Origin of the sequence: Modestobacter sp. VKM Ac-2985 (assembly GCF_026967925.1) — a bacterium.
Classification (GTDB): domain Bacteria; phylum Actinomycetota; class Actinomycetes; order Mycobacteriales; family Geodermatophilaceae; genus Modestobacter.
In genome coordinates this window covers 913,915-934,325 of sequence record NZ_JAPVBI010000001.1, presented here as the reverse complement: position 1 = coordinate 934,325, position 20,411 = coordinate 913,915, and the positions used below count along the sequence as shown (strand labels likewise).

Here is a 20,411-nt window from a genome sequence, read left to right as displayed (position 1 = left end):
CCCCCTGGGCACTGCGCGCCACCGCCGGGGACTGGAACGGCCAGCCCAACCTCTCCCTCCCCGCCACCGGCACCGCCCAGCCCCGGTAGCGGCAGCCCCTCGCCGGCGGCGGCCCCTGCCGCCGTGCGGTGCCGGACGGCCACGGACCTGGCACCGCCCTCACGAGCTGCGACCGCCACCGCCCCGGGACCAGTGGGGCACGTGGCGTGAGGGACGCGCCGACGATCGAGGTCGCGGGGGCCCACGATGCGCCGGGTCCGGTGGATCGTCTCGGTCACGCGCCCGGCGGGGCCGGACGTCGCCGCTGGGGCGAGCCCTGTCCCTCGATGGGTCGGATCTGCTTGCATGCTCAAGCACAGCGCTGTGCCTGCCGATTCACCGGTGAATCGGAGTCCACGGAAGGGATCGGGTCATGCGACTCAGGTCGATCGGTCGTACCGAACGCACCACCACCACCACCACGAGCCCGCCGAGGCGCCGGGCGAGCTTCCGGATGCGGCTGCGCCGTCGCTGGCGAGCCGGCGTGCTGGTGCGGACGGCGTGGTGCGCGTACTGCGAGGTGCGGCCCCGCACCGGGCTGGCGGGTGACGCCGGGCGCTTCTGCAGCAGCGAGTGCGCCGGCCGTGAGGCCGACGACAACTGGTCCATCGCCTGACCCGGGTGCCCGCCGGCGACAGCGGCACCACACCTCAGGTTCACGACCTCGCGTTCGCCGCCAGGTCCAGGGCGCTGGACAGCCAGAACTGGCCGGCCGGCGGTCCGCCGTTGCAGGTGCCGTCCGACACCCCGGGCGTCTTGATCCAGTAGAGCCCGTCCAGCTGGGGGCGGCCGGGGAGGAGGGTCCCCGGGAGCCGGCCCAGCCCGAGTCCACGGACGTTGCACCAGTCGGCCCGGGAACCGTCGGACCCGAGGCCGTTGCGACTGCTGTCGATGATGAAGTGCTCCACTCCGACCAGCTCCGTGACCGTGTCGGCGTACTCGGCAGCCGCCTGGTCGTCGAGGTGGTTGGCCACGTTGACGCTGATCCCCTCCGCAGCTCCCACGTTCGCCCGCTGCAGGAGCCCGGCCATCACCGTCGGGGGGACCCAGGTGGACGCATCCAGGTAGATCCGCGCGTTCGGGCTGGTCCGCGCGAGGACGTCGATGGCGACACCGAGCGTGCGCAGCCGCTCCTCCCGCAGCCCCGGGGGCATCTCCAGCGACATGGCGACCGCGTCGGGCTCCACGACGATCATCGCCGGGGCGTCCCCGAGGTGGTAGGCCACCGCGCCCACCCAGGACAGGTACTCCTCGCTGGTGGCGAACCCCCCGGCCGAGTGGCTGCCCAGGTCCCGGTCCGGGATCCCGTACAGGACGAGCGGCACGGTCTGCCCCTCCGCTGCCTGCACCCAGGACCCGACGGTCCGCGGCTCGGTGGTGTCCCCGATCCAGTTGAAGGTCGGCTGCTGGGCGAGCACCCCCAGCTCCGGGTGGGCGCTGACGTGCCGGTCGACCTGCTTCGGCCCGTTCCACAGCACCACGTCGCTGACCTCCAGGCTGTTGGCCGACCCGGCGGCCAGCAGGACGAGCAGTCCGCAGCACACCCACCGGACGACCGCGGACAGGGCAGACCTGCGGGAGCGCGGCCGCGGACGCGCTCGGCCGCGCCCCACGCTCAGGCCTGCTGCCGGCTCAACGCCCGCAGGCGCGGCCAGGCCCGCAGGCGCGGCCAGGCCCGCTGACGACGCTCCGGGCGCTGCCGCTCCCGCCACGCCTGCGCCGCGATCGGCATCCAGATGTAGCTGTTCAGCGCGCAGAAGAAGGCGATCGGGGCGACGTCGATGAGGCGCTTCCCCTCCAGCAGCCAGTTCAGCACCCCGCCCGCCATGAGGAGGTTGGTCGTTGCGGTCCAGCCCACCATCAGCCGCGTGACCTGGGTCGTCATCGACGTCTTCCGCACCTCTCCGGTCGGCACCCAGTCGGCTGCTCGGCCCCGCATGGCGTGCCAGATGGCAGCGGCGTGGCTGAAGGAGGAGATGGTGTAGACCCGCAGGGTCGCCGGCCGCCAGCGCGTCTTGTGGATCAGGGCGATGAGGGGGTAGAGCAGGAACGTCGGGATGAGCCAGTAGAAGTTCGACACGTCGATCCGCTCGGGCAGCACCCACAGCATGATGAGCGTGGGCAGCGAGAGCAGGTACACCCCGGCACCGGTGCTGATGTAGTACCCGAACCCGGTGAAGAAGCACAGCCGCTGCCGGTACCGCAGCGGCGCGTCGTGGAAGGCCTTGTCCGCGAGCAGGCTCATCGAACCCAGGCACCAGCGGTACTGCTGGGAGATGAAGGACGACAGCTTGTCCGGGCACAGCCCCTTCGCCAGCACGATCGGGACGTAGATGGTCTTGTAGCCGACCTTCAGCAGGTTGACGCCGGTGTGCACGTCCTCGGAGTGGCCGATCTGGGCGAAGCCACCGGACTCGTCGAGGGCAGCTCGCCGGTAGATGGCGCAGGTGCCCACGCAGATGGGGGCGCCGAGCTTGTCACGGGACACCTGCGCCCAGCGGTAGAAGCTCTCCTGGACCGAGCCCGCGCACTCCTCCAGCCAGGTCTGCTGGTGCTTGTCGGCGTCGAAGAACTGCGGGGACTGGACGATCGCGATCTCCGGGTCGTCGAAGTAGGGCACGAGCTCGGTGAGGAAGTCCGACCGAGGACAGAAGTCGGCGTCGAAGATCACGATGAGGTCGCCGCTGGTCCGGTCGAAGGAGTACTTGAGGTTGCCGGCCTTCTTCATGTGCGGCCGGTTGTCCCGCACCGCGTACGTGAAGCCGTACTCCGCGGCCAGCTCGGCCACCTCGGGACGGTCCGCGTCGTCCATGACCCGGACGTCGACCCGCGCCGGCCAGGACAGCCGGGCCACGTGCTCGTAGGTGTTCCGGAGCACCTCGAGCGGCTCGCCGGCCGAGGGCAGGAAGACGTCGACGGTGGGCACGGTCGCCGGGTCCCAGAGGTCCACCACGCGCTCGTGGTCCAGCCGGGAGAACCGCCGCTTGCGGGTCGTCGCGACGTGGGTCAGCACCATGTAGCCGATGAAGATGGTCACCATGGGCCAGAACAACCACAGCAACGGCGTGGTGGCCGAGAACAGCACGAGGCTCACGGCGGCCGAGCACGCCGCGACGGTGCGCGCCGTGATGAACCAGATGTGCTGCCGCCCCATGTATGCGTACTTGTCCTCGACCGAGGGCGCCTGCGGGAGCCCCGGGACGGCGGGGGCGACCCCGGGCAACGGCTGCCACGACGGCGGTGCCTCGATCGTCGCCGGCTGCTGGAGGGAATCGTGCTTCATGACTGCTCCTGGAAGAGGGGGGCGAGGACCGGGGCGAGCCAGGCCGAGTACGTGGCGGTCATGTGACCGGTGGAGTCGCGCGGCTGGACGATGTTGTTGACGACCATCGGGCACTCCCCGGAGGACTCCCGGCAGAAGAAGGGCAGGGTGTCGACGTAGGTCCAGCCGGCCGACGTCACCGACGCCTGCACGGCGCCCCGCCGCTCCGGGAAGGGGAAGGACCCCGACTCGTCGAAGGCGCAGGCCGCCGCCCGCTCGACGTTCTCCTGGAGGCAGGTCTCCGGGTCCGCCTGGGCGGCCGGGGTGTCCCCCAGGTAGACGACCGAGGTGTCGGGCCCGGCCATGTCCCGCAGTGCGCTGACCGTCCCCCGCGCCCACTCTGTGTCCGAGACGGTGTCCCACGGGACGGCGTCGGCCTGGCTGGACACCAGCACGTCGGCATCCAGCGAGCGCACCCGCTCCCCGAGCTCGGATCGCCAGGTGTCGCACTCGGAGTACTCGCGCTTCAGGTCGTTGCTGTAGACCGTGCCGATCGACGCGATGGGGCAGGCGGACTTGGTGAGGGAGTAGAGCTGGTAGCCGTTCGCCCGGGCCTCGGCGTCCAGGGCCGGGAACCACTGCTCCGCGTGCGAGTCCCCGACCAGCACCATCACCTCGGCGCCCTCGGGGTCGCCGAACAGGCAGGTGCCCTGCCGGACGTCGCGCAGGTCGAGGTGGCAGCCCGCTGCCGTGGTCGCCGGGTAGTCGTCGCTGATCCGGGTCAGCTCGGGGTCCAGGTTCCGCGGCACGGCCGCCAGGGACAGGCTCGCCCGCAGTTCCTGCTGCACCGAGGTGACGTCCGTGGCGAACACGTCCTGCCGGGCGACGCCGGTGCCCACCACGTTCGGCAGGGTGACGAGGATGCCCAGCGCGGTGAGGACCGCGACAGCCGACATGCCGGACCCGGCCGCCAGCCAGCCGCGGAGGGTGAGGCTGTGCCGGGCGGCGGCGTCCTCGACGAAGTACGTCAGCACCGCGGCCCAGAAGGCCAGGAAGACGATCTCGACCCGGTAGCCCCAGCCCAGCTCATAGCCGACCCACGCGGGCAGCAGCACGAGCAGCGGCCAGTGCCACAGGTACCAGGCGTAGGAGACCTTGCCCATGTACTGCATGGCCCCGTGCCCCAGGAAGCGCTGCATCGACGGGACGGTCCCGCCGGTGCCCGCGGCCAGCAGGGCCACCGCACCGGCCACCGGGACGATCGCGGCCCACCCCGGGTACAGCGTCCGCTCGGTGTAGAGGAACGCGGTCGCGACGATCGCGGCCATGCCTCCCCAGGCCAGCAGCACCCGCGCCCGGTCGGGGAGGGCGAGACGGTGGGCGGTGAGCGCCAGCAGGGCACCTGCGCCCAGCTCCCAGGCCCGGGTGTGGATGGAGAAGTAGGCCAGCGAGGTGTTCTCCGGCGTCTGCAGGACAGAGGCCAGGAGCGTGCCGGCCGAGACGACGGAGATGGCGACGACCATCACCGTGCGGAACCGCCGCTGCCGGCCCAGCACGAGGGCCAGGACGATCAGCAGGGGCCAGAAGACGTAGAACTGCTCCTCCACCGACAGCGACCAGAAGTGCTGCAACGCAGACGGCGGGGCGGTCGCGTTCTGGTACTCCACACCCTCGGCCGCGAGGTGGTAGTTGATGCCGTAGACGGCCGCGAAGAAGGTGTCCCGCACGAGCGACTGGACCTGGGACACCGGCAGGGCCACCCGGGCGAGCAGCACCGTGAAGACCATGACGATGACCGCTGCCGGCAGCAGGCGGCGCATGCGCCGTCCGTAGAAGCGGGCGAGGGCGATGCGTCCTTCCCGCTCGGCCTCGGCGACCAGCGCCGCGGTGATGAGGAAGCCGGAGATGACGAAGAAGACGTCGACCCCGACGTATCCACCGGTCACGCCGGGCACGTCGGCGTGGTAGAGGACGACCAGCAGGACGGCCACGGCGCGCAGACCCTGGACGTCCGCCCGGAATCGGCGATGCGGCGTCGGTGATCTGTCCGTCACCGGCGATGGCAGGGAACTCGTGGAGATTGTGACCACGGTTGATCAATGTCCCATCCGGGCACGCGAGTGCCCGAGTCGAAGGATTCTTTGTGGTGCAGTAGGCGATTCCGCCCACGTTGCGATGAGGTCGCCAGACCTGTGACCACCGGGTCGGAGATGATCACCGAGCGTTCCGGGGTCACCCACCCGAGCACGCCTCCCGGAGCGTCCTTCGAGGAGGCGTAGCGCGTCAGCCCGCCTCGTCCTCGAGGCGTCTGCACCATCATGACCTGCACGTATGGTGCCTCGTCCACCCTGCGACGTTGCGTTTGGGGGAACTTCTCGTCACAACGTAGCGCATCAGTCCGACTACGCAGAGCGAGAGACCGACATCACTCGCTGTATCGACTCCTCGACTTGACGACACGCCGACGGGGCCCCTTACGCTCGTCCGGGACGCCTCGACGGCAGTGTCGCTCGACTGGCCCGCCCATTTCCGAGTCCCCATTGGTCGCCTGCGTGCCGACCATTCTCGACGACTCCCTCCACAGCAGTGGCGCCCATTCCGGCGCACTGCCGTCTTCCCACAGAATTGAGCTCCCATGAAGATCTCGGTCATCGGTTGCGGCTACCTCGGCGCGGTGCACGCGGCCTCGATGGCCGAGTTGGGGCACGACGTCGTCGGCATCGACGTCGACCAGCCGAAGATCGACGCGCTGCAGCGGGCCGAGGCGCCGTTCTACGAGCCCGGTTTCGAGGAGCTGCTCGGCACCTCCCTGGCCTCGGGGCGGCTGCGGTTCAGCACGGACATGACCGAGGCCGGCGACGCCGGTGTCCACTTCGTCTGCGTGGGCACCCCGCAGAAGCGCGGGGAGTACGCCGCCGATCTGCGCTACGTGGACGCCGCGGCGGAGTCGCTGCTGGAGGTGCTCGAGCCCGGCCAGCTCGTGGTGGGCAAGTCCACCGTCCCCGTGGGCACGGCCGGCCGGCTCGCCGACATGTACGCGGGCAAGGTGCCGGGGGCGATGCTGGCCTGGAACCCGGAGTTCCTCCGCGAGGGCTTCGCCGTCCAGGACACCCTGCACCCGGACCGGCTGGTCTACGGCCTGCCCGCCGGCCCCGACGGCGAGACCGCCCGGGCGATGCTGGACGAGGTCTACGCCTCGATCGTGGCCGCCGGCACCCCGCAGGTGGTCACCGACTACGCGACCGCGGAGATGGTGAAGACCGCGGCGAACTCGTTCCTGGCCACGAAGATCTCCTTCATCAACGCGATGGCCGAGCTGTGCGAGGCCACCGGCGCCGACGTCAAGCAGCTGGCCGATGCGATCGGGCACGACGACCGGATCGGCCGCAAGTTCCTCAACGCCGGCCTCGGCTTCGGAGGCGGGTGCCTGCCCAAGGACATCCGGGCGTTCATGGCCCGTGCCGGGGAACTGGGTGCCGATCAGGCGCTGACGTTCCTGCGCGAGGTGGACAACATCAACATGCGCCGCCGGATCCGGATGGTGGAGCTGGCCCGCGAGGTCTGCGACGGCTCCCTGGTCGGCAAGCGGGTCGCGGTGCTGGGCGCGGCGTTCAAGCCCAACAGCGACGACATCCGCGACTCCCCGGCGCTCAACGTCGCCGCCCAGCTGCAGCTGCAGGGCGCGGCGGTGCGGGTCACCGACCCGGCGGCCGGGGACAACATCCGCCGCAGCTGGCCCCAGCTGGACGCCGTGGACACCCCCGAGGAGGCCGCCGACCGCGCCGACGCCGTCCTGGTGCTCACCGAGTGGCAGCAGTACCGCGACCTGGACCCGGTCTCCTTCGGCAAGATCGTCGGGCAGAAGCGGATGCTGGACGGCCGCAACGCGCTCGACCGCGACCGCTGGGAGTCCGCCGGCTGGACCTACCGCGCACTGGGCCGCCGGGCTGTCTGACGACCGGGGCCCGACCGCGCGCGGTGACGACGGCGCCCACCTAGGGTGAGTCCGTGCGCGTCGGAGTGATCACCCGGGAATGGCCGCCGGACGTCTACGGAGGGGCCGGGGTGCACGTCGAGCACCTCGTCGCGGCCCTGCGTGGCCTCGAGCAGGGGCCGGAGCTGGACGTCCACTGTTTCGGTGGCCCGCGTGCGGACGCGACCGGCCACGGGGTGCCGTCGGGGCTGCAGGCCGCCAACGGTGCGCTGCAGGCCGTCGGCATCGACGTGGAGATCGCCGCCGCGCTGGCCGATGCGGAGCTGGTCCACTCGCACACCTGGTACGCCAACCACGCCGGGCACCTGGCCTCGCTGGTGCACGGCTCGGCGCACGTGGTGACCGCGCACTCCCTGGAGCCCCGCCGGCCGTGGAAGGCCGACCAGCTGGGCGGGGGCTACCGGCTCTCCTCCTGGGTGGAGCGGACCGCCTACGCCTCCGCCGACGCGGTGATCGCGGTCAGCCGGGGCATGCGGGCCGACGTGCTCGAGGTCTACCCCGACCTGGACCCGGCGAAGGTGGTCGTGGTCGGCAACGGGGTCGACGCCCAGGCCTACCGGCCGATCGACGCGCCCGACGTCGTCCGCTCGGTGGGGGTCGACCCCGACCGGCCGTACGCGCTGTTCGTCGGCCGGATCACCCGGCAGAAGGGGCTGGTGCACCTGCTGGCCGCGGCCGAGCAGCTGCCGCCCGAGGCCGGCCTGGTCCTCTGCGCGGGTGCACCCGACACCCCGGCCGAGCGGGCGCAGGTCGCCGACGCCGTGGCCGAGCTGCAGACCCGCCGCAGCGGCGTGGTCTGGATCGAGCAGATGCTGCCCCGCGAGCAGCTGGTGCCGCTGATCACCGGGGCGACGGTCTTCGTCGTCCCGTCGGTGTACGAGCCGCTGGGCATCGTGAACCTGGAGGCCGCGGCCTGCGGCACCGCGGTCGTGGCCAGCGCCGTGGGCGGCATCCCGGAGGTCGTGGACGACGGCCGCACCGGGCTGCTGGTGCCCTACGACGCCGAGGACCCGGCCGCGTTCGCCGCCGGGCTGGCGGCACGGATGGCCGAGCTGCTCGCCGACCCCGACCGCGCCGCCGCGATGGGCGCGGCCGGGCGGGAGCGGGTCCTGGCCGAGTTCGGCTGGCCGGCGATCGCCCAGCAGACCGTCGAGGTCTACGAGTCGGTGCTCGCCGCCCGCCGCTGAGCGGAAACGCTCAGCCGTCCTCGTGCAGGACGCTGCGGGCCCGCCCGGCCGCCTTCGCCCGGTACAGGGCGCTGTCGGCGCGGCGCATGAACTGGGACGTCGGCTCCCCCCGCTCGTGCTGGGCGACGCCGATCGACAGCGGCACCCCCGCACAGGCGACCCGCAGCTGCTCGACCACCGCCAGGGCAACCGGGCCGGTGTGCGCGGGCAGCAGCAGGGCGAACTCGTCCCCGCCGTGCCGGGCCAGCACCGATCCGCGGGGCACCCGCGGCAGCCACTCGCCGGCGACGGTCCGGAGCAGCTCGTCGCCTGCGGCGTGCCCGTGCTGGTCGTTGATGGACTTGAAGTGGTCGATGTCCACCAGCGCCACGGACAGTTCGGTGCCGGTCCGCACGGCGACCCGCACGGTCTCCTCGAGCGCGTCGTCGAAGCCGCGCCGGTTGGCCAGGCCGGTGAGCCCGTCGAGGCTGGCCGCCGAGGCGCGATGGGCCAGGGTGGCGACCACCAGGCCCATCGCGGCCGTCACCACGGCCAGCGCGACCACCGGGCCGGCCGCCACCCCGCACAGGGTCAGCACGACGGTGCACGCCGCGATCGCGGTGCCCAGGTACGCCGATGCCACCGGGAGCGGGAAGAGGAAGAACGCCGCCACGGCGATGAACAGGTACATGCCGGCCAACGCCACGGCCGAGGTCTCGTCGGGCGCCGCGTAGACGACCGCGCTGATCAGTGCGGTGCCCAGCAGCACCATCAGGTGGAACACCGACCGCGGCAGGTGGTGACCCCAGCGGATCACCGCGCCGCCGGCCAGCAGCGCGAGCGGACCGATCGCCGCCAGCACGGGTGAGATGCCGTCGTCGCCACTCCCGCCCAGCAGGACGATGGCGAGGACCGCGCACCCTCCGGCCACGTACAGCGCCCCGATGACCGGACCCGTGACGCGAGCGCTCGCCACCTCAGGTCCGCCGCGCATCCGTTCGTGCCGCCTTCCGGGGATCTGGTACGAGGGTCTCGGGAGCCGGCCGGGTGGGCGAGGACAGTGCGAGACCGGCCGGTTCCGTTGTGGGCAACCTAGCTGCTGGCCACACGTGCCTGGTCCCGGTACCGGCAGGACCTCACCCGGATCGGTCAGACCGCTCGGCCGGCCCGGTGGTCGATCTCCGCAGCCAGCGCCGTCAGCGCACCGACCACCCGGGCCACCACCCGCCGCTCCGCCCGGTCCGGGCGCAGCAGCGCCTCCACCCGACGCCCGGCCGGCACCCCGGTCAACCGCAGCAACCGCACCCCGGCGAAGGCAGGTGTGGTGTGCCGGGGCAGCAGCGAGATCCCGTGCCCGGCCGCGACCATCGCCGTGGCGACCGTGAAGTCGTTGATGCGGTGGGCGATGCGCGGCGCGGCCCCGGACCGCGCCGCCACCGCGGCCAGCACGGGCGCGACGGGGAAGCCCTCCCGCACGGTGATCCACGCCTCGTCCGCCAGCTCCTCCGGGCTGACCTCCGCCCGGCCGGCGAGCCGGTGCCCCGGGCTCACCGCGACGTCCAGCGGTTCCCGGAACAGCGGCACCACGCGCACGCCGGCGGGCCAGTCCGCAGCGCCGTCCGGCCGGTGGGCGACCACCACGTCGAAGCGATCGGTGAGGTCGGGGAAGTCGGCGAGCGCGACGTCCTCGTCGGCGCACTCCAGCGTCACACCGTCCCACCCGGCCACCGTGTCGAGCAGCCGGGGGAAGACCAGCTGCGCCGCGCTCTGGAACGCCGAGACGCGCACCGTGCCGACGGGTGAGTCCCGATGGCCCTGGCAGGCCGCGCGGGCCCGCTCCACGGCGACGGCGACGTCGACGGCGGCATCGGCCAGCGCCGCCCCCGCCGGGGTCAGCCGCAGCCCGCGCCCCACCCGCTCGGTGAGCGGCACGCCCATCTCCGCGGTCAGCGCGGCCAGTTGCTGGGAGACCGCCGACGGCGTCAGGTGCAGCACGGCGGCGGCCGCGGTGACCCCACCCTGGCTGCGGACGGCGCGCAACGTCTCGAGGGTGCGCAGGTCCATGTAGCCAGTCTGCAAGGACGGTCAAGTTCTCTTCACTGGAGTTGAACGGCGCTGGGCGGCAAGCTCATGCCGTGCCCCGTCGTGACCGTCTGCTCGCCTGCCTCGTCGCCGTGCTCTGGGGGCTGAACTTCACCGCCATCCACCTGTCGCTGCAGCAGTTCCCTCCTTTCGCCCTCGTGGCGCTGCGGTTCGCCCTCCTCGCCGTCCCGACGCTGTTGTTCGTGCCGCGTCCCGACGTCCCGCTGCGCTGGCTGATCGGCTACGGCACCGGGTTCGGCGTCCTGCAGTTCTTCTTCCTCTACCTGGCGATGGACACCGGCATGCCGACCGGGCTGGCCTCGCTGGTGCTGCAGTCCTCGGCCCCGTTCACCGTGCTGCTGGCCGGGCTGCTGCTGCACGAGCGGCTCAGCGCCCGCCAGCTCACCGGCATCGGCATCGCGGTCGCCGGGCTGGGCGGCATCGCCCTCTACCGGGCCGACCTCGGGGGCACCGCGCTGGCGCTGCCCGTGCTGCTCACCCTGTGCGGCGGGCTGGGCTGGGCGCTGGGCAACCTCTGCGCCCGGCAGGCGCGAGCCTCCGAGCCGCTCAGGCTCACCCTCTGGATCAGCGTGGTGCCCCCGCTGCCGATGCTCGGGGTCTCCCTGGTGGCCGAGGGCCCGGAGGCGATCGCCCGCTCGTTCACCACGCTGGGCAGCCAGCAGGGGCTGCTGGCGCTGGCGGGGCTGCTCTACACCGTCGTGGTGGCCACCCTGCTCGGGTCCGGGCTCTGGACGGCGCTGATGGCCCGGCACCCGTCGAGCACCGTCGCCCCCTTCTCGATGCTGGTGCCGGTGGTCGGCATCGGCACCTCGTGGCTGGTGCTGGGCGACAGCACGTCAGCGGTGGAGCTCGGCTGCGGCGCCCTCGTGGTCGCCGGGGTGCTGCTGGCGACCACGACCCGACGGACCCGTCCGGGGGTCCGTCAGGGCCAGATGGAGGCGACGATGATCGCCGAGACCGCCAGCGTCGCGCCGGCGGAGATCAGGCTGGCGGGGTGGAAGGCCACCTCGGTGAGGTGCTGGCCCAGCCGCCCGGGGGTGAGCAGGTCCAGCAACAGGAAGACCAGCGCCTGGAGCAGCACGCCGAGCAGCCCGAACACCACGGTGTAGAGCAGCGCCCGCCCGAACCCGCTGGTCGCGTTGGTCCAGATGGTGGTGAACGCGATCGCGCCCTGGCCGAGGAGGCCGGCGGCCAGCGCGATGCCGGCGTTGACCGAGCGCTCCTCGTAGATGTGCTTGGCCAGGTGGCCGGGGGTGAGCAGGTCGAGAGCGAGGGCGCCCACCACGAGCAGCATGATGCCGACGCCGGTGTAGGCGACGGCGTAACCGATGCTGGCCAGCACAGAGGACCTCCGAGATGGGGGGACGGCGGAGCGCTGAGCCTAGGGCCACCACCACATCGCCTCGTGGAACAGCCGTCGATCCGGCGACGCTGCACCGGTCGTGACGGACGCGCTGACCCTGTTCGACGACGTCATCCCGCCCGAGGAGCCGGTGCGGAGCCGCCTCTTGCAGGTGCGCACCGTCTACGCCGAGCCCGCGGCCGCCGCCTCCCCCCGCGGGCGGCAGGTGCTCGCCCGGTTCCCCGGCGCCGAGCTGGTGGAGGTGCCCTCGCACTGGCAGATCCCCGAGCTGCACGGCAACGAGGGCAACGTCGACCGCTGGGTGCGGGTGAAGACCGAGACGCTGGTGCTCGGGGTCAAGAAGTCGCTGTCGTGCCGGCCCAACGGCCGGTCGGCCAACTGGATCGCGCCGTCGACGGCGAACGGCTGCGCGATGGCCTGCGCCTACTGCTACGTGCCGCGGCAGAAGGGCTACGCCAACCCGATCACGGTCTTCACCAACATCGACCAGATCACCGGCCACCTGCGCCGGCACGTCGCCCGGCAGGGCGTGAAGACCGAGCCGGACCAGTGCGACCCGGAGAGCTGGGTCTACGACATCGGGGAGAACAGCGACTGCTCGGTCGACGCCCTGGTCAGCGACAACGTCGCCGACCTGGTCGCCACCTTCCGCGCGCTGCCCACCGCGAAGGCCTCCTTCGCCACCAAGCACGTGAACCGGCAGCTGCTCGACCTGGACCCGCAGGGCCGTACCCGCGTCCGCTTCTCGCTCATGCCCGACGCCGACGCCCGGGTGCTCGACCTGCGCACCAGCCGGGTCGACGAGCGGATCGGTGCGGTCGACGACTTCGTCGCGGCCGGCTACGAGGTGCACCTCAACCTCTCCCCCGTCGTGCTGCGGGACGGCTGGGAGGCCGACTGGACGGCGCTGCTGCAACAGCTGGACGACGAGCTCGCCGACGCCACGAAGGCCCAGGCCGCCGCGGAGGTGATCATGCTGACCCACAACGAGGGCCTGCACGAGGTCAACCTCGGCTGGCACCCGCAGGCCGAGGAGCTGCTCTGGCGCCCGGAGCTCCAGCAGCCCAAGGTCAGCCAGAACGGCCAGGTCAACGTCCGCTACCGCAACGACGTGAAGCGGGCCGGGGTGCTGCGGCTGCAGGAGCTGATCCGGCAGCACGCCCCGTGGCTGCGGGTCAGGTACGCGTTCTGATGCAGCTCTCCCTGCTGGACCGCGCCCGCACCCGAGCGGGCGAGCCGGACGCCGCCGCGCTGACCGGCACCGTGGCGCGGGCCGCCCACGCCGAGCAGCTGGGCTACGACCGGTTCTGGGTGGCCGAGCACCACGGGGTCCCCGGCGTCGCGGGGTCGGCGCCCGCGGTGCTGCTCGCCGCGATCGCCGGCCGGACGACGACCGTCCGGCTGGGCTCGGCCGGCGTGATGCTGCCGCACCACCAGCCGCTCGTCGTCGCCGAGCAGTTCGCCACCCTGGACGCCCTCGCCCCCGGCCGGGTCGACCTGGGACTGGGCCGCTCCCCCGGATTCACCGCCCCGGTCCGCCGCGCGCTCCGCTCCACGGAGGAGAACGACTTCGCCGCCGACCTGGCCGAGCTGCGGGCGTACCTCACCGGGTCGGCGGAGATCACCGCGTACCCGCGGCCGACCAGCCCCGTCCCGATGTACGTGCTGGCCACCGGCCAGGGCCTGCAGGTGGCCGCCGAGCTGGGGCTCCCGGTGGTCGTGGGCGGCCCGCTGCTCGGCGTGGCCGGGGACCCCGAGCCCGGGCTGGCCGCGCTGGCGGGGTACCGGCGCGACTACCGGCCGAGCGAGCAGGCACCGGAGCCACGGGTGGCGATCAGCCTCGACGTGCTGGTCGCCGACACCACCGCCGAGGCCACCGACCTGCTGCTGCCCGAGGCCTGGGCGATGGCGCAGGCCCGCACCACGGGCGCCTTCCCGCCGCTGGAGGCGGTGGCGGACATCCGGGCCCGCACGCTGAGCCCACGCCAGGCGCAGTACGTCGACCAGACCGCCGCGGCCGCGATCGCCGGCACCCCCGCCCAGGTGGCGAGCCGGTTGACCGAGCTGCTGGAGCGGACCGCCGCCGCGGAGCTGGTCGCCTCCAGCAGCACCCACGACCGCGCCGCGCTGGCCGCCTCCGACGCGGCACTGGCCGGGCTCCTCGGTCACCAGCGCGCGGACCGCTGACCCGCGGCGGCCGGACACGTGCGCCAGGTGGTGTCGGGCGGGCGCACGCTGTGCCACGGTGCTCCCGCCCACCCCGTCCTGTCAGGAGGCGTCCGTGCCGGCCGTGGAGATGCACGCGGTGTCCAAGAGCTATGCCCGGCGGGGTCGGCGGCCGCAGCAGGCCCTGGACTCCCTGGACCTGGTCGTCGAGTCCGGCGGGGTGCACGGGTTCCTCGGCCCGAACGGCTCGGGCAAGACGACGACGATCCGGGTCCTGCTGGGCCTGATCCGCCCCGATGCCGGCGACGTCCGGCTGCTGGACCGGCCGGTGCCCGACGGGCTCCCGCAGGTGATCGGCAGCGTCGGCGCGCTGGTCGAGACGCCGCTGTTCTTCCCCGGGTTCTCCGGCCGCCGCAACCTGCGGCTGCTCGCCGAGACCGCCGGGGTGCCGCGGACCCGGGTCGAGGAGGTGCTGGAGACCGTCGACCTGCAGGACCGGGCCGACGACCGGTTCAAGGGCTACTCGCTGGGGATGAAGCAGCGGCTGGGCATCGCCGCGGCGCTGCTCAAGTCGCCCCGGCTGCTGATCCTGGACGAGCCCAGCAACGGCCTGGACCCGGCCGGCATCCGCGACGTCCGCGAGCTCATCCGCCGGCTGGGCAACGACGGCTCGACCACGGTGCTGCTCAGTTCGCACCTGCTGGCCGAGATCGAGCAGGTCGCCGACCAGGTGTCGATCATGGCCCGGGGCCGCTGCATCGCCTCCGGCCCGGTGCACGAGGTGCTGTCCGGCCGCTCCTCCGGGGACGTGCGGGTGCGGGTGCCCGACCGGGCCGCTGCGGCCGCCGTGCTCGCCGCAGCCGGCTTCACCGTCACCCCGACCGCCGACGTGCTCGTCGTCTCCGGCGTCCCGGCTCCCGGTGAGATCACCCGGGTGCTCGCCCAGCACGGTCACTACCTGGAGGAGCTGACCCCGGTGGCGGCAGACCTGGAGAGCGCGTTCCTGGCGCTGACGGCGGAGCCGGCGTGAGCGCCGTCCGCACCGCGGCGCCCCCGCCTGCGCCCGCCGGCCGGTTCGGCGGGCTGCTGAGGGCCGAGGCGCACCGGTTCGTGGCCCGCCGGTTCATCCAGGTGCTCCTGCTGCTCGCGGCGCTGGGCTGGGTCACCGCCACCGTCATCGGCCTCACCCAGTTCGCCTCCACGACCCCCGAGCGGCTCGCGGCAGCACAGCAGCAGCTGCAGGAGGAGGTGGAGCTGTCGAACGAGTTCCGGGAGCAGTGCCTGGCCTCGACCGACGTCCCGGCGGACGCCGCCCCCGACGAGTTCTGCGGTCCGCCGGTCACCGCCGCTGACCTGGACCTCGACTGGTACCTGGACCCGGCGCCCTTCTCCCTCGCGTCCGCCGGCACGGCCGGCGCGGTGGCGTTCGGTGCGGCGGGTGCGGTGCTGGCCTTCCTCGTCGGCGCCACGTTCGTCGGCGCCGAGTGGTCGTCCCGGTCGATGGTGGCACTGCTGTTCTGGGAGACCCGGCGGCCCCGGGTGCTCGGGGCCAAGACCGCCGTCGTCGCCGTCGCCTCCGCCGTCCTCGGCGTGGTGGCGCACGGCGCGTGGCTGGCCACGGCCGGACTGTGGCAGGTGGTCGCCGGCGACGGCGCCGCCCTGCCCGACGGGTTCTGGTCGGAGCTGCTGGCCACCGGGGGGCGTGGCGTGCTGCTCACCACCCTGATCGGGCTGCTCGGGTTCGGGCTGACCAACCTGGTGCGCAACACCGGTGCCGCGCTCGGGGTGGGGTTCGTCTACTTCGCAGTGCTGGAGACGGCAGTGCGAGCCGTGCGCCCGGCCTGGCAGCCGTGGCTGCTCACCGACAACGCCGCGGCCCTGGTGCTGCCGGACGGCCTCACCCTCTACACCGGATTCGACCCGGTCACGGGGGTCTCCACGGAGTACCTGCTGGGCAACCTCCAGGCCGGCGTCTTCCTCGCCGTCGTCGCCGCCGTCGTCCTGACCGTGGGCACCGTGCTGTTCACGCGCCGCGACCTGCACTGATCGCGCAGCCGACCGGGGTTTCAGGACCGGGGGCGACCGGGGTAGGCGGAGGGCATGGACACAGACCTCGAGTCCGCCACCCGCACCGAGCTGCTGCGCCGCGCGCGCGAGCAGGACGTACCCGGACGCTCGTCGATGAGCAAGGAGCAGTTGGTCGACGCGCTGACCTCCGACGACTCCGGCGACACCGCCTCGTCCGACGCCCTGCGCGGCGACGGCGGGCGTCCGGTGACCTCCCGGGTCGACGCCTTCCGGCTGCTGGCCGAGGCCCGGGCGCGCGGGGAGATGGTGCTGATCCCGCGCATGCTGACCGGCAACGACCGCCGGGTGCACGTCCGGGAGACGGTGCGCGAGGACCACGAGACCCGCATCGCGACCGGCGATCTGGAGGCACGAGCGAAGTTCGACAAGCTCGCCGGCTCGATCTACCACTTCTTCCGCGGCACCAACCTGCTCTTCTACCGCGACCTGGTCGGCGAGGACGCCCGGCTGCCCACGGTGCTCGCGCTCGGCGACGTCCACCCCGGCAACTTCGGTGTGATGCCCAGCTCCGACAACGTGCCGATCTTCGGCGTCAACGACTTCGACGACGCCTACTACGCCCCCTTCACGTGGGACCTCAAGCGCGGCAGTGTCGGGTTCATGCTCGGTGCGGCCGAGAAGGGCGACCTCAGCCGGAAGAAGCAGCTCGCCGTCGCCCGCCAGTTCGTGCGCGGCTACGTGGACGGGATCGCCTCGTACGCCGCCGAGGGCCAGGAGCAGACCGAGCAGCTCCGGATGGACAACGCGCCGCCGCTGATCGCCGAGCTGCTCGCCAGCACGCTGGAGACCAGCCGCGCCGAGTGGCTGGCGGACCTGCTGGAGGAGACCCGGCGGGGCTTCCGCACCGACGAGGAGATCGTGCCGGTCAGCAGCCGCCGGGAGGAGTTCCAGGGGGTCGTCGACCGCTACGTCGCCGAGAACGAGATCCCGGTGCCCGAGCGCGCGGGCCGGATGCGGGTGAAGGACGTCGCCGAGCGCCGTGGCGCCGGCACCGCCTCCCTGGGACTGACCCGGTACTTCGTGCTCATCGCCGGCGTGCGCGACGACGGCACCGACGACCTGCTCCTGGAGTTCAAGCGCGCCCGCCGCTCGGCGCTCGCCGGGCTGGTGCCCCCCTCGGGCTACGAGGTCGACAAGCAGGGTGACCGGATCCGGCACGCGCAGCGGGTGCACCTCGTCGACGGGGACGTCTTCTACGGCAGCGTCGACATCGACGGGCAGAGCTTCATGGTGCGCGAGCGGGCACCGTTCCGCGACGACATCAGCCTCGGCTCCCTGTCCGCCGGCGAGTGGAAGCAGTACGCGGACATCTGCGGTCGGGTCCTGGCGCACACCCACGCGATGTCGGACGAGACCGGCAACATCGACTACGACGTCGAGCCGGCGATCCTGGAGGCGATCGGCGGCCGGGACCTGTTCGTCGACGACGTCCTGCGCTTCGCCGAGGAGGCCGCCGACCGGGTCCGCCAGGACCACGAGCACTTCGTCGCCGACCACGCGCTGGGCGCCTTCCGCAGCCTGGACGTGGTCTACCGCTGACGGCGCCGGGCGTCGGCCGTCGACCCGGTCGAGCCTGAGCCGCTCCACCGACCGTGCACCCGGGCCGCGACCCGGCGCCACGGTCGGTGGCGGCTCGACCCCGGCGGCGGCGCGCCCCGCGGCGCCACGCCGGGGGTTTGCGTCCGTGCCCCTCGGTGGACCACGGTGACGTCCGTGCGCAGACGTGACTTCCTGGCCGCCGGCGGCGCCCTCCTCCTCGCCGGGTGCAGCCGGTCCGGCAGCGACCAGGTGGCGACGCCCACGACCTCTGCGCCCTCGACGTCGGCTCCCGAGACGTCCAGCGCAGCTCCCAGCCCGACCGAGGAACCAGCCCCCACCCCGGGGACGCCGGCGGAGGTCCTCGCCCGGTCGACGGTCCCGGTGCTCTGCTTCCACCAGATCCGCGAGTTCCGCGCCGACGACGGCGCCTACGCCCGCACGATCACCACGCCCCCGTCCGCGCTCACCGCCCAGTTCCAGGCGCTGCGCGACGGCGGGTACACCCCGGTCACCGCCCCCGCGCTCGTCGACCACCTGCAGTTCGGCACCCCGCTCCCCGACCGGCCGGTGCTGCTGACCTTCGACGACGGGTCGGCCACGCACGCCACGGCGGCCCTGCCGGTGCTCCAGCAGTTCGGCTTCCCGGCGGCGTTCTTCCCGATGACCGTGGTGCTGGACAAGCCGGACTGGCTCAGCGGCGACCAGCTGCGGGAGCTGGATGCGGCGGGCATGACGATCGGCGCGCACAGCTGGGACCACCAGCGGATGGACCGCATCTCCGGCGACCAGTGGGCCGAACAGGTGGACCAGCCCCGCCAGACCCTGGCCGAGGTCCTCGGTCACCCGGTCGACCTGCTCGCCTATCCGCACGGGACGTGGGACCAGGAGACGCTGCCGCACGTCGCCGCCGCGGGCTACCGGGCCGCGTTCCAGCTCGCCGACGCCACCGACCCGGCGCAGCCGCTGCTCACCATCCGCCGGATCATGCCGCCGCCCACCTGGGACGCCGCCGCCCTGCTGGCCCGCCTGGAGTCCGACTTCTGATCGTTGGTCGCTGAGCGCGCCCTCGCGGCGGCCGACACAGCACTGGGTGACCAACGGTTACCGTGGCGGCGTGGCCCGGGTCGTCGTCGTCGGCGCCGGGCTCGGTGGTCTCGCCGCCGCTGCCCGGCTGGCCGCGGCCGGTCACGCGGTGACCGTGCTGGAGCAGGCGCCGCAGGTCGGGGGCAAGCTCGGCTGGTTCGAGCGCGACGGTCACGGCTTCGACACCGGGCCCAGCCTGGTCACCCTGCCGCAGGTGCTCGAGGACCTCTTCGCCGCCACCGGCGCCCCGCTGTCGCAGGTGCTGCCGTTGCAGCGCCTGGACCCGGCGGTCGCCTACCGGTTCGCCGACGGGACGACGACGGCGGTGCCCGGGCACCGCGAGGACGTCCCGGCCCGGCTCGACGCCGACCTCGGCCCGGGCAGCGGCGCGCAGTGGGCAGCGCTGCTGACCCGGGCGGAGGCGATGTGGCGGGCCACCGAGCAGCCGTTCCTCCGCTCCCCGCTCGCCGGTGCGGCCACCCTGGCCCGGCTGGCCCGCAACACCGCCGACCTGCGCACCATCGCCCCCGGGCGGACGCTGCGCGGCCTGGGCGCTGCCCACCTGACCGACCCGCGGCTGCGGATGCTGCTGGACCGGTACGCGACCTACTCCGGCTCGGACCCCCGGCGGGCACCCGCCGCGCTGCTCACCGTCCCGTACGCCGAGCAGGCGTTCGGCTCCTGGTACGTGCCCGGCGGGCTGCGCCGGCTGCCCGAGGCGGTGGCGGCACGCGCCGTCGAACGAGGGACGGTCGTGCGCACCGGCACCGCGGTCACCGAGGTGCTGGTGACCGGTGGCCGGGCCGCGGGAGTCCGGCTGGCCGACGGCGAGGTGCTGCCGGCCGACGTCGTCGTCTGCAACGCCGACGCGACCAGCCTCTACAGCCGCCTGCTCCCACCGCAGGCGCCGGTGCGGCGGGCCCGCGCCGCGCTGCGCCGGGTGACGCCGTCGTCCTCGGGGTTCGTGCTGCTGCTGGCACTCCGTGGCCGCACGCCAGGGCTGGCGCACCACACCGTGCTGTTCCCCACCGACTACGACGCCGAGTTCGACGCGCTCTTCGGGGGACGGGGCAGGCGCGGCCCGAAGCGGCCGGTGGCCGATCCGACGGTGTACGTCAGCGCTCCCGACGACCCGGCCACCCGACCCGGCGCGGACAGCGAGTCGTGGTTCGTGCTGGTCAACGCACCACGACACGAGCCGGGCACCGGGGTCGACTGGACCTCCCCCGGGCTGGCCGACCGGCACGCCGACCAGGTGCTGGCGACGATGGCGGCGCGTGGCCTGGACGTGCGCGACCGGGTCCGCTGGCGGGTGGTGCGCACCCCCGCCGACCTGGAGCGGGAGACCGCCAGCCCCGGCGGGTCCATCTACGGCACCTCCAGCAACGGCGCCCGGGCGGCGTTCCTGCGGCCGGCCAACGCCTCCCCCGTCCCAGGGCTGTTCCTGGCCGGCGGCTCGGCGCACCCCGGCGGTGGGCTGCCGCTGGTCACCCTCTCCGCAGAGATCGTGGCGGGGCTCATCGGCCCGGCCTGAGCCGGCCAGCCGGTGCGCCGGCCGGCGACCTCGCGGGCCGCGCACCCCGCCAGACCCGGGTCCCGAGACGCAGC

At 73.3% G+C, this 20,411-nt stretch carries 16 protein-coding genes and 1 pseudogene; 11 read left to right on the top strand and 6 right to left on the bottom strand.

Annotation, left to right across the window (positions count from 1 at the left end; translation table 11 throughout):
- Window positions 1-412: 412 nt before the first annotated feature.
- A complete protein-coding gene (locus tag O2V61_RS04330) occupies window positions 413-655 on the top strand; it encodes a hypothetical protein (protein ID WP_269182095.1) in 243 nt (80 codons plus the stop codon).
- Window positions 656-695: 40 nt separating this feature from the next.
- Here O2V61_RS04330 and O2V61_RS04325 read toward each other — a convergent pair whose 3' ends face one another.
- The 3 genes from O2V61_RS04325 to O2V61_RS04315 form a co-directional block, all read right to left on the bottom strand.
- Window positions 696-1,583: a glycoside hydrolase family 6 protein gene (locus O2V61_RS04325; RefSeq protein ID WP_269182094.1), complete on the bottom strand. Its 888-nt coding sequence runs from the start codon at window positions 1,581-1,583 to the stop codon at window positions 696-698.
- Window positions 1,584-1,654: 71 nt separating this feature from the next.
- A complete protein-coding gene (locus O2V61_RS04320; RefSeq protein ID WP_269182093.1) occupies window positions 1,655-3,322 on the bottom strand; it encodes a glycosyltransferase family 2 protein in 1,668 nt (555 codons plus the stop codon).
- The gene (locus tag O2V61_RS04315) at window positions 3,319-5,355 is read right to left on the bottom strand and encodes an acyltransferase family protein (protein ID WP_269182092.1); all 2,037 of its coding nucleotides are present in this window, start codon (window positions 5,353-5,355) and stop codon (window positions 3,319-3,321) included. The genes O2V61_RS04320 and O2V61_RS04315 overlap by 4 nt, the downstream gene beginning before the upstream one ends.
- Before the next feature lie 581 nt (window positions 5,356-5,936).
- Here O2V61_RS04315 and O2V61_RS04310 point away from each other — a divergent pair.
- Window positions 5,937-7,256, top strand: a complete 1,320-nt coding sequence (locus O2V61_RS04310; protein WP_269182091.1) for a UDP-glucose dehydrogenase family protein — start codon at window positions 5,937-5,939, stop codon at window positions 7,254-7,256.
- A 53-nt stretch (window positions 7,257-7,309) separates the two neighbouring features.
- Window positions 7,310-8,482, top strand: a complete 1,173-nt coding sequence (glgA, locus tag O2V61_RS04305) for a glycogen synthase (RefSeq protein WP_269182090.1) — start codon at window positions 7,310-7,312, stop codon at window positions 8,480-8,482.
- Window positions 8,483-8,492: 10 nt separating this feature from the next.
- Here the strand turns inward: glgA and O2V61_RS04300 are convergent, their stop codons facing one another.
- Window positions 8,493-9,437 carry a GGDEF domain-containing protein gene (locus O2V61_RS04300; RefSeq protein ID WP_269182089.1) on the bottom strand — a complete coding sequence of 315 codons (945 nt, stop codon included), beginning with the start codon at window positions 9,435-9,437 and terminating at the stop codon, window positions 8,493-8,495.
- 173 nt (window positions 9,438-9,610) lie between these two features.
- A complete protein-coding gene (locus tag O2V61_RS04295) occupies window positions 9,611-10,525 on the bottom strand; it encodes a LysR family transcriptional regulator (RefSeq protein ID WP_269182088.1) in 915 nt (304 codons plus the stop codon).
- A gap of 71 nt (window positions 10,526-10,596) precedes the next feature.
- Between O2V61_RS04295 and O2V61_RS04290 the strand changes: the two are divergent.
- A pseudogene (locus tag O2V61_RS04290) lies at window positions 10,597-11,445 on the top strand (EamA family transporter); the annotation flags it as partial.
- A gap of 41 nt (window positions 11,446-11,486) precedes the next feature.
- Here the strand turns inward: O2V61_RS04290 and O2V61_RS04285 are convergent.
- Entirely contained in the window at window positions 11,487-11,906 is a 420-nt protein-coding gene (locus O2V61_RS04285; protein ID WP_269182087.1) for a DUF350 domain-containing protein, read from the bottom strand.
- Window positions 11,907-12,006: 100 nt separating this feature from the next.
- Between O2V61_RS04285 and O2V61_RS04280 the strand changes: the two genes are divergently transcribed.
- From O2V61_RS04280 to O2V61_RS04250, 7 genes are all read left to right on the top strand, one after another.
- Window positions 12,007-13,119 carry a spore photoproduct lyase family protein gene (locus tag O2V61_RS04280; RefSeq protein ID WP_269182086.1) on the top strand — a complete coding sequence of 371 codons (1,113 nt, stop codon included), beginning with the start codon at window positions 12,007-12,009 and terminating at the stop codon, window positions 13,117-13,119.
- A complete protein-coding gene (locus O2V61_RS04275; protein ID WP_269182085.1) occupies window positions 13,119-14,114 on the top strand; it encodes an MsnO8 family LLM class oxidoreductase in 996 nt (331 codons plus the stop codon). The genes O2V61_RS04280 and O2V61_RS04275 overlap by 1 nt, the downstream gene beginning before the upstream one ends.
- A 94-nt stretch (window positions 14,115-14,208) precedes the next feature.
- Entirely contained in the window at window positions 14,209-15,123 is a 915-nt protein-coding gene (locus O2V61_RS04270; protein ID WP_269182084.1) for an ABC transporter ATP-binding protein, read from the top strand.
- Window positions 15,120-16,139 carry an ABC transporter permease subunit gene (locus tag O2V61_RS04265; protein ID WP_269182083.1) on the top strand — a complete coding sequence of 340 codons (1,020 nt, stop codon included), beginning with the start codon at window positions 15,120-15,122 and terminating at the stop codon, window positions 16,137-16,139. The genes O2V61_RS04270 and O2V61_RS04265 overlap by 4 nt, the downstream gene beginning before the upstream one ends.
- A gap of 54 nt (window positions 16,140-16,193) precedes the next feature.
- A complete protein-coding gene (locus O2V61_RS04260; protein WP_269182082.1) occupies window positions 16,194-17,720 on the top strand; it encodes a DUF2252 domain-containing protein in 1,527 nt (508 codons plus the stop codon).
- A gap of 174 nt (window positions 17,721-17,894) precedes the next feature.
- Window positions 17,895-18,764 (top strand): polysaccharide deacetylase family protein, encoded by an 870-nt coding sequence (locus tag O2V61_RS04255; protein ID WP_269182081.1) that lies wholly within the window; start codon window positions 17,895-17,897, stop codon window positions 18,762-18,764.
- 70 nt (window positions 18,765-18,834) lie between these two features.
- Window positions 18,835-20,337 carry a phytoene desaturase family protein gene (locus tag O2V61_RS04250; protein WP_269182080.1) on the top strand — a complete coding sequence of 501 codons (1,503 nt, stop codon included), beginning with the start codon at window positions 18,835-18,837 and terminating at the stop codon, window positions 20,335-20,337.
- Window positions 20,338-20,411 lie beyond the last annotated feature (74 nt).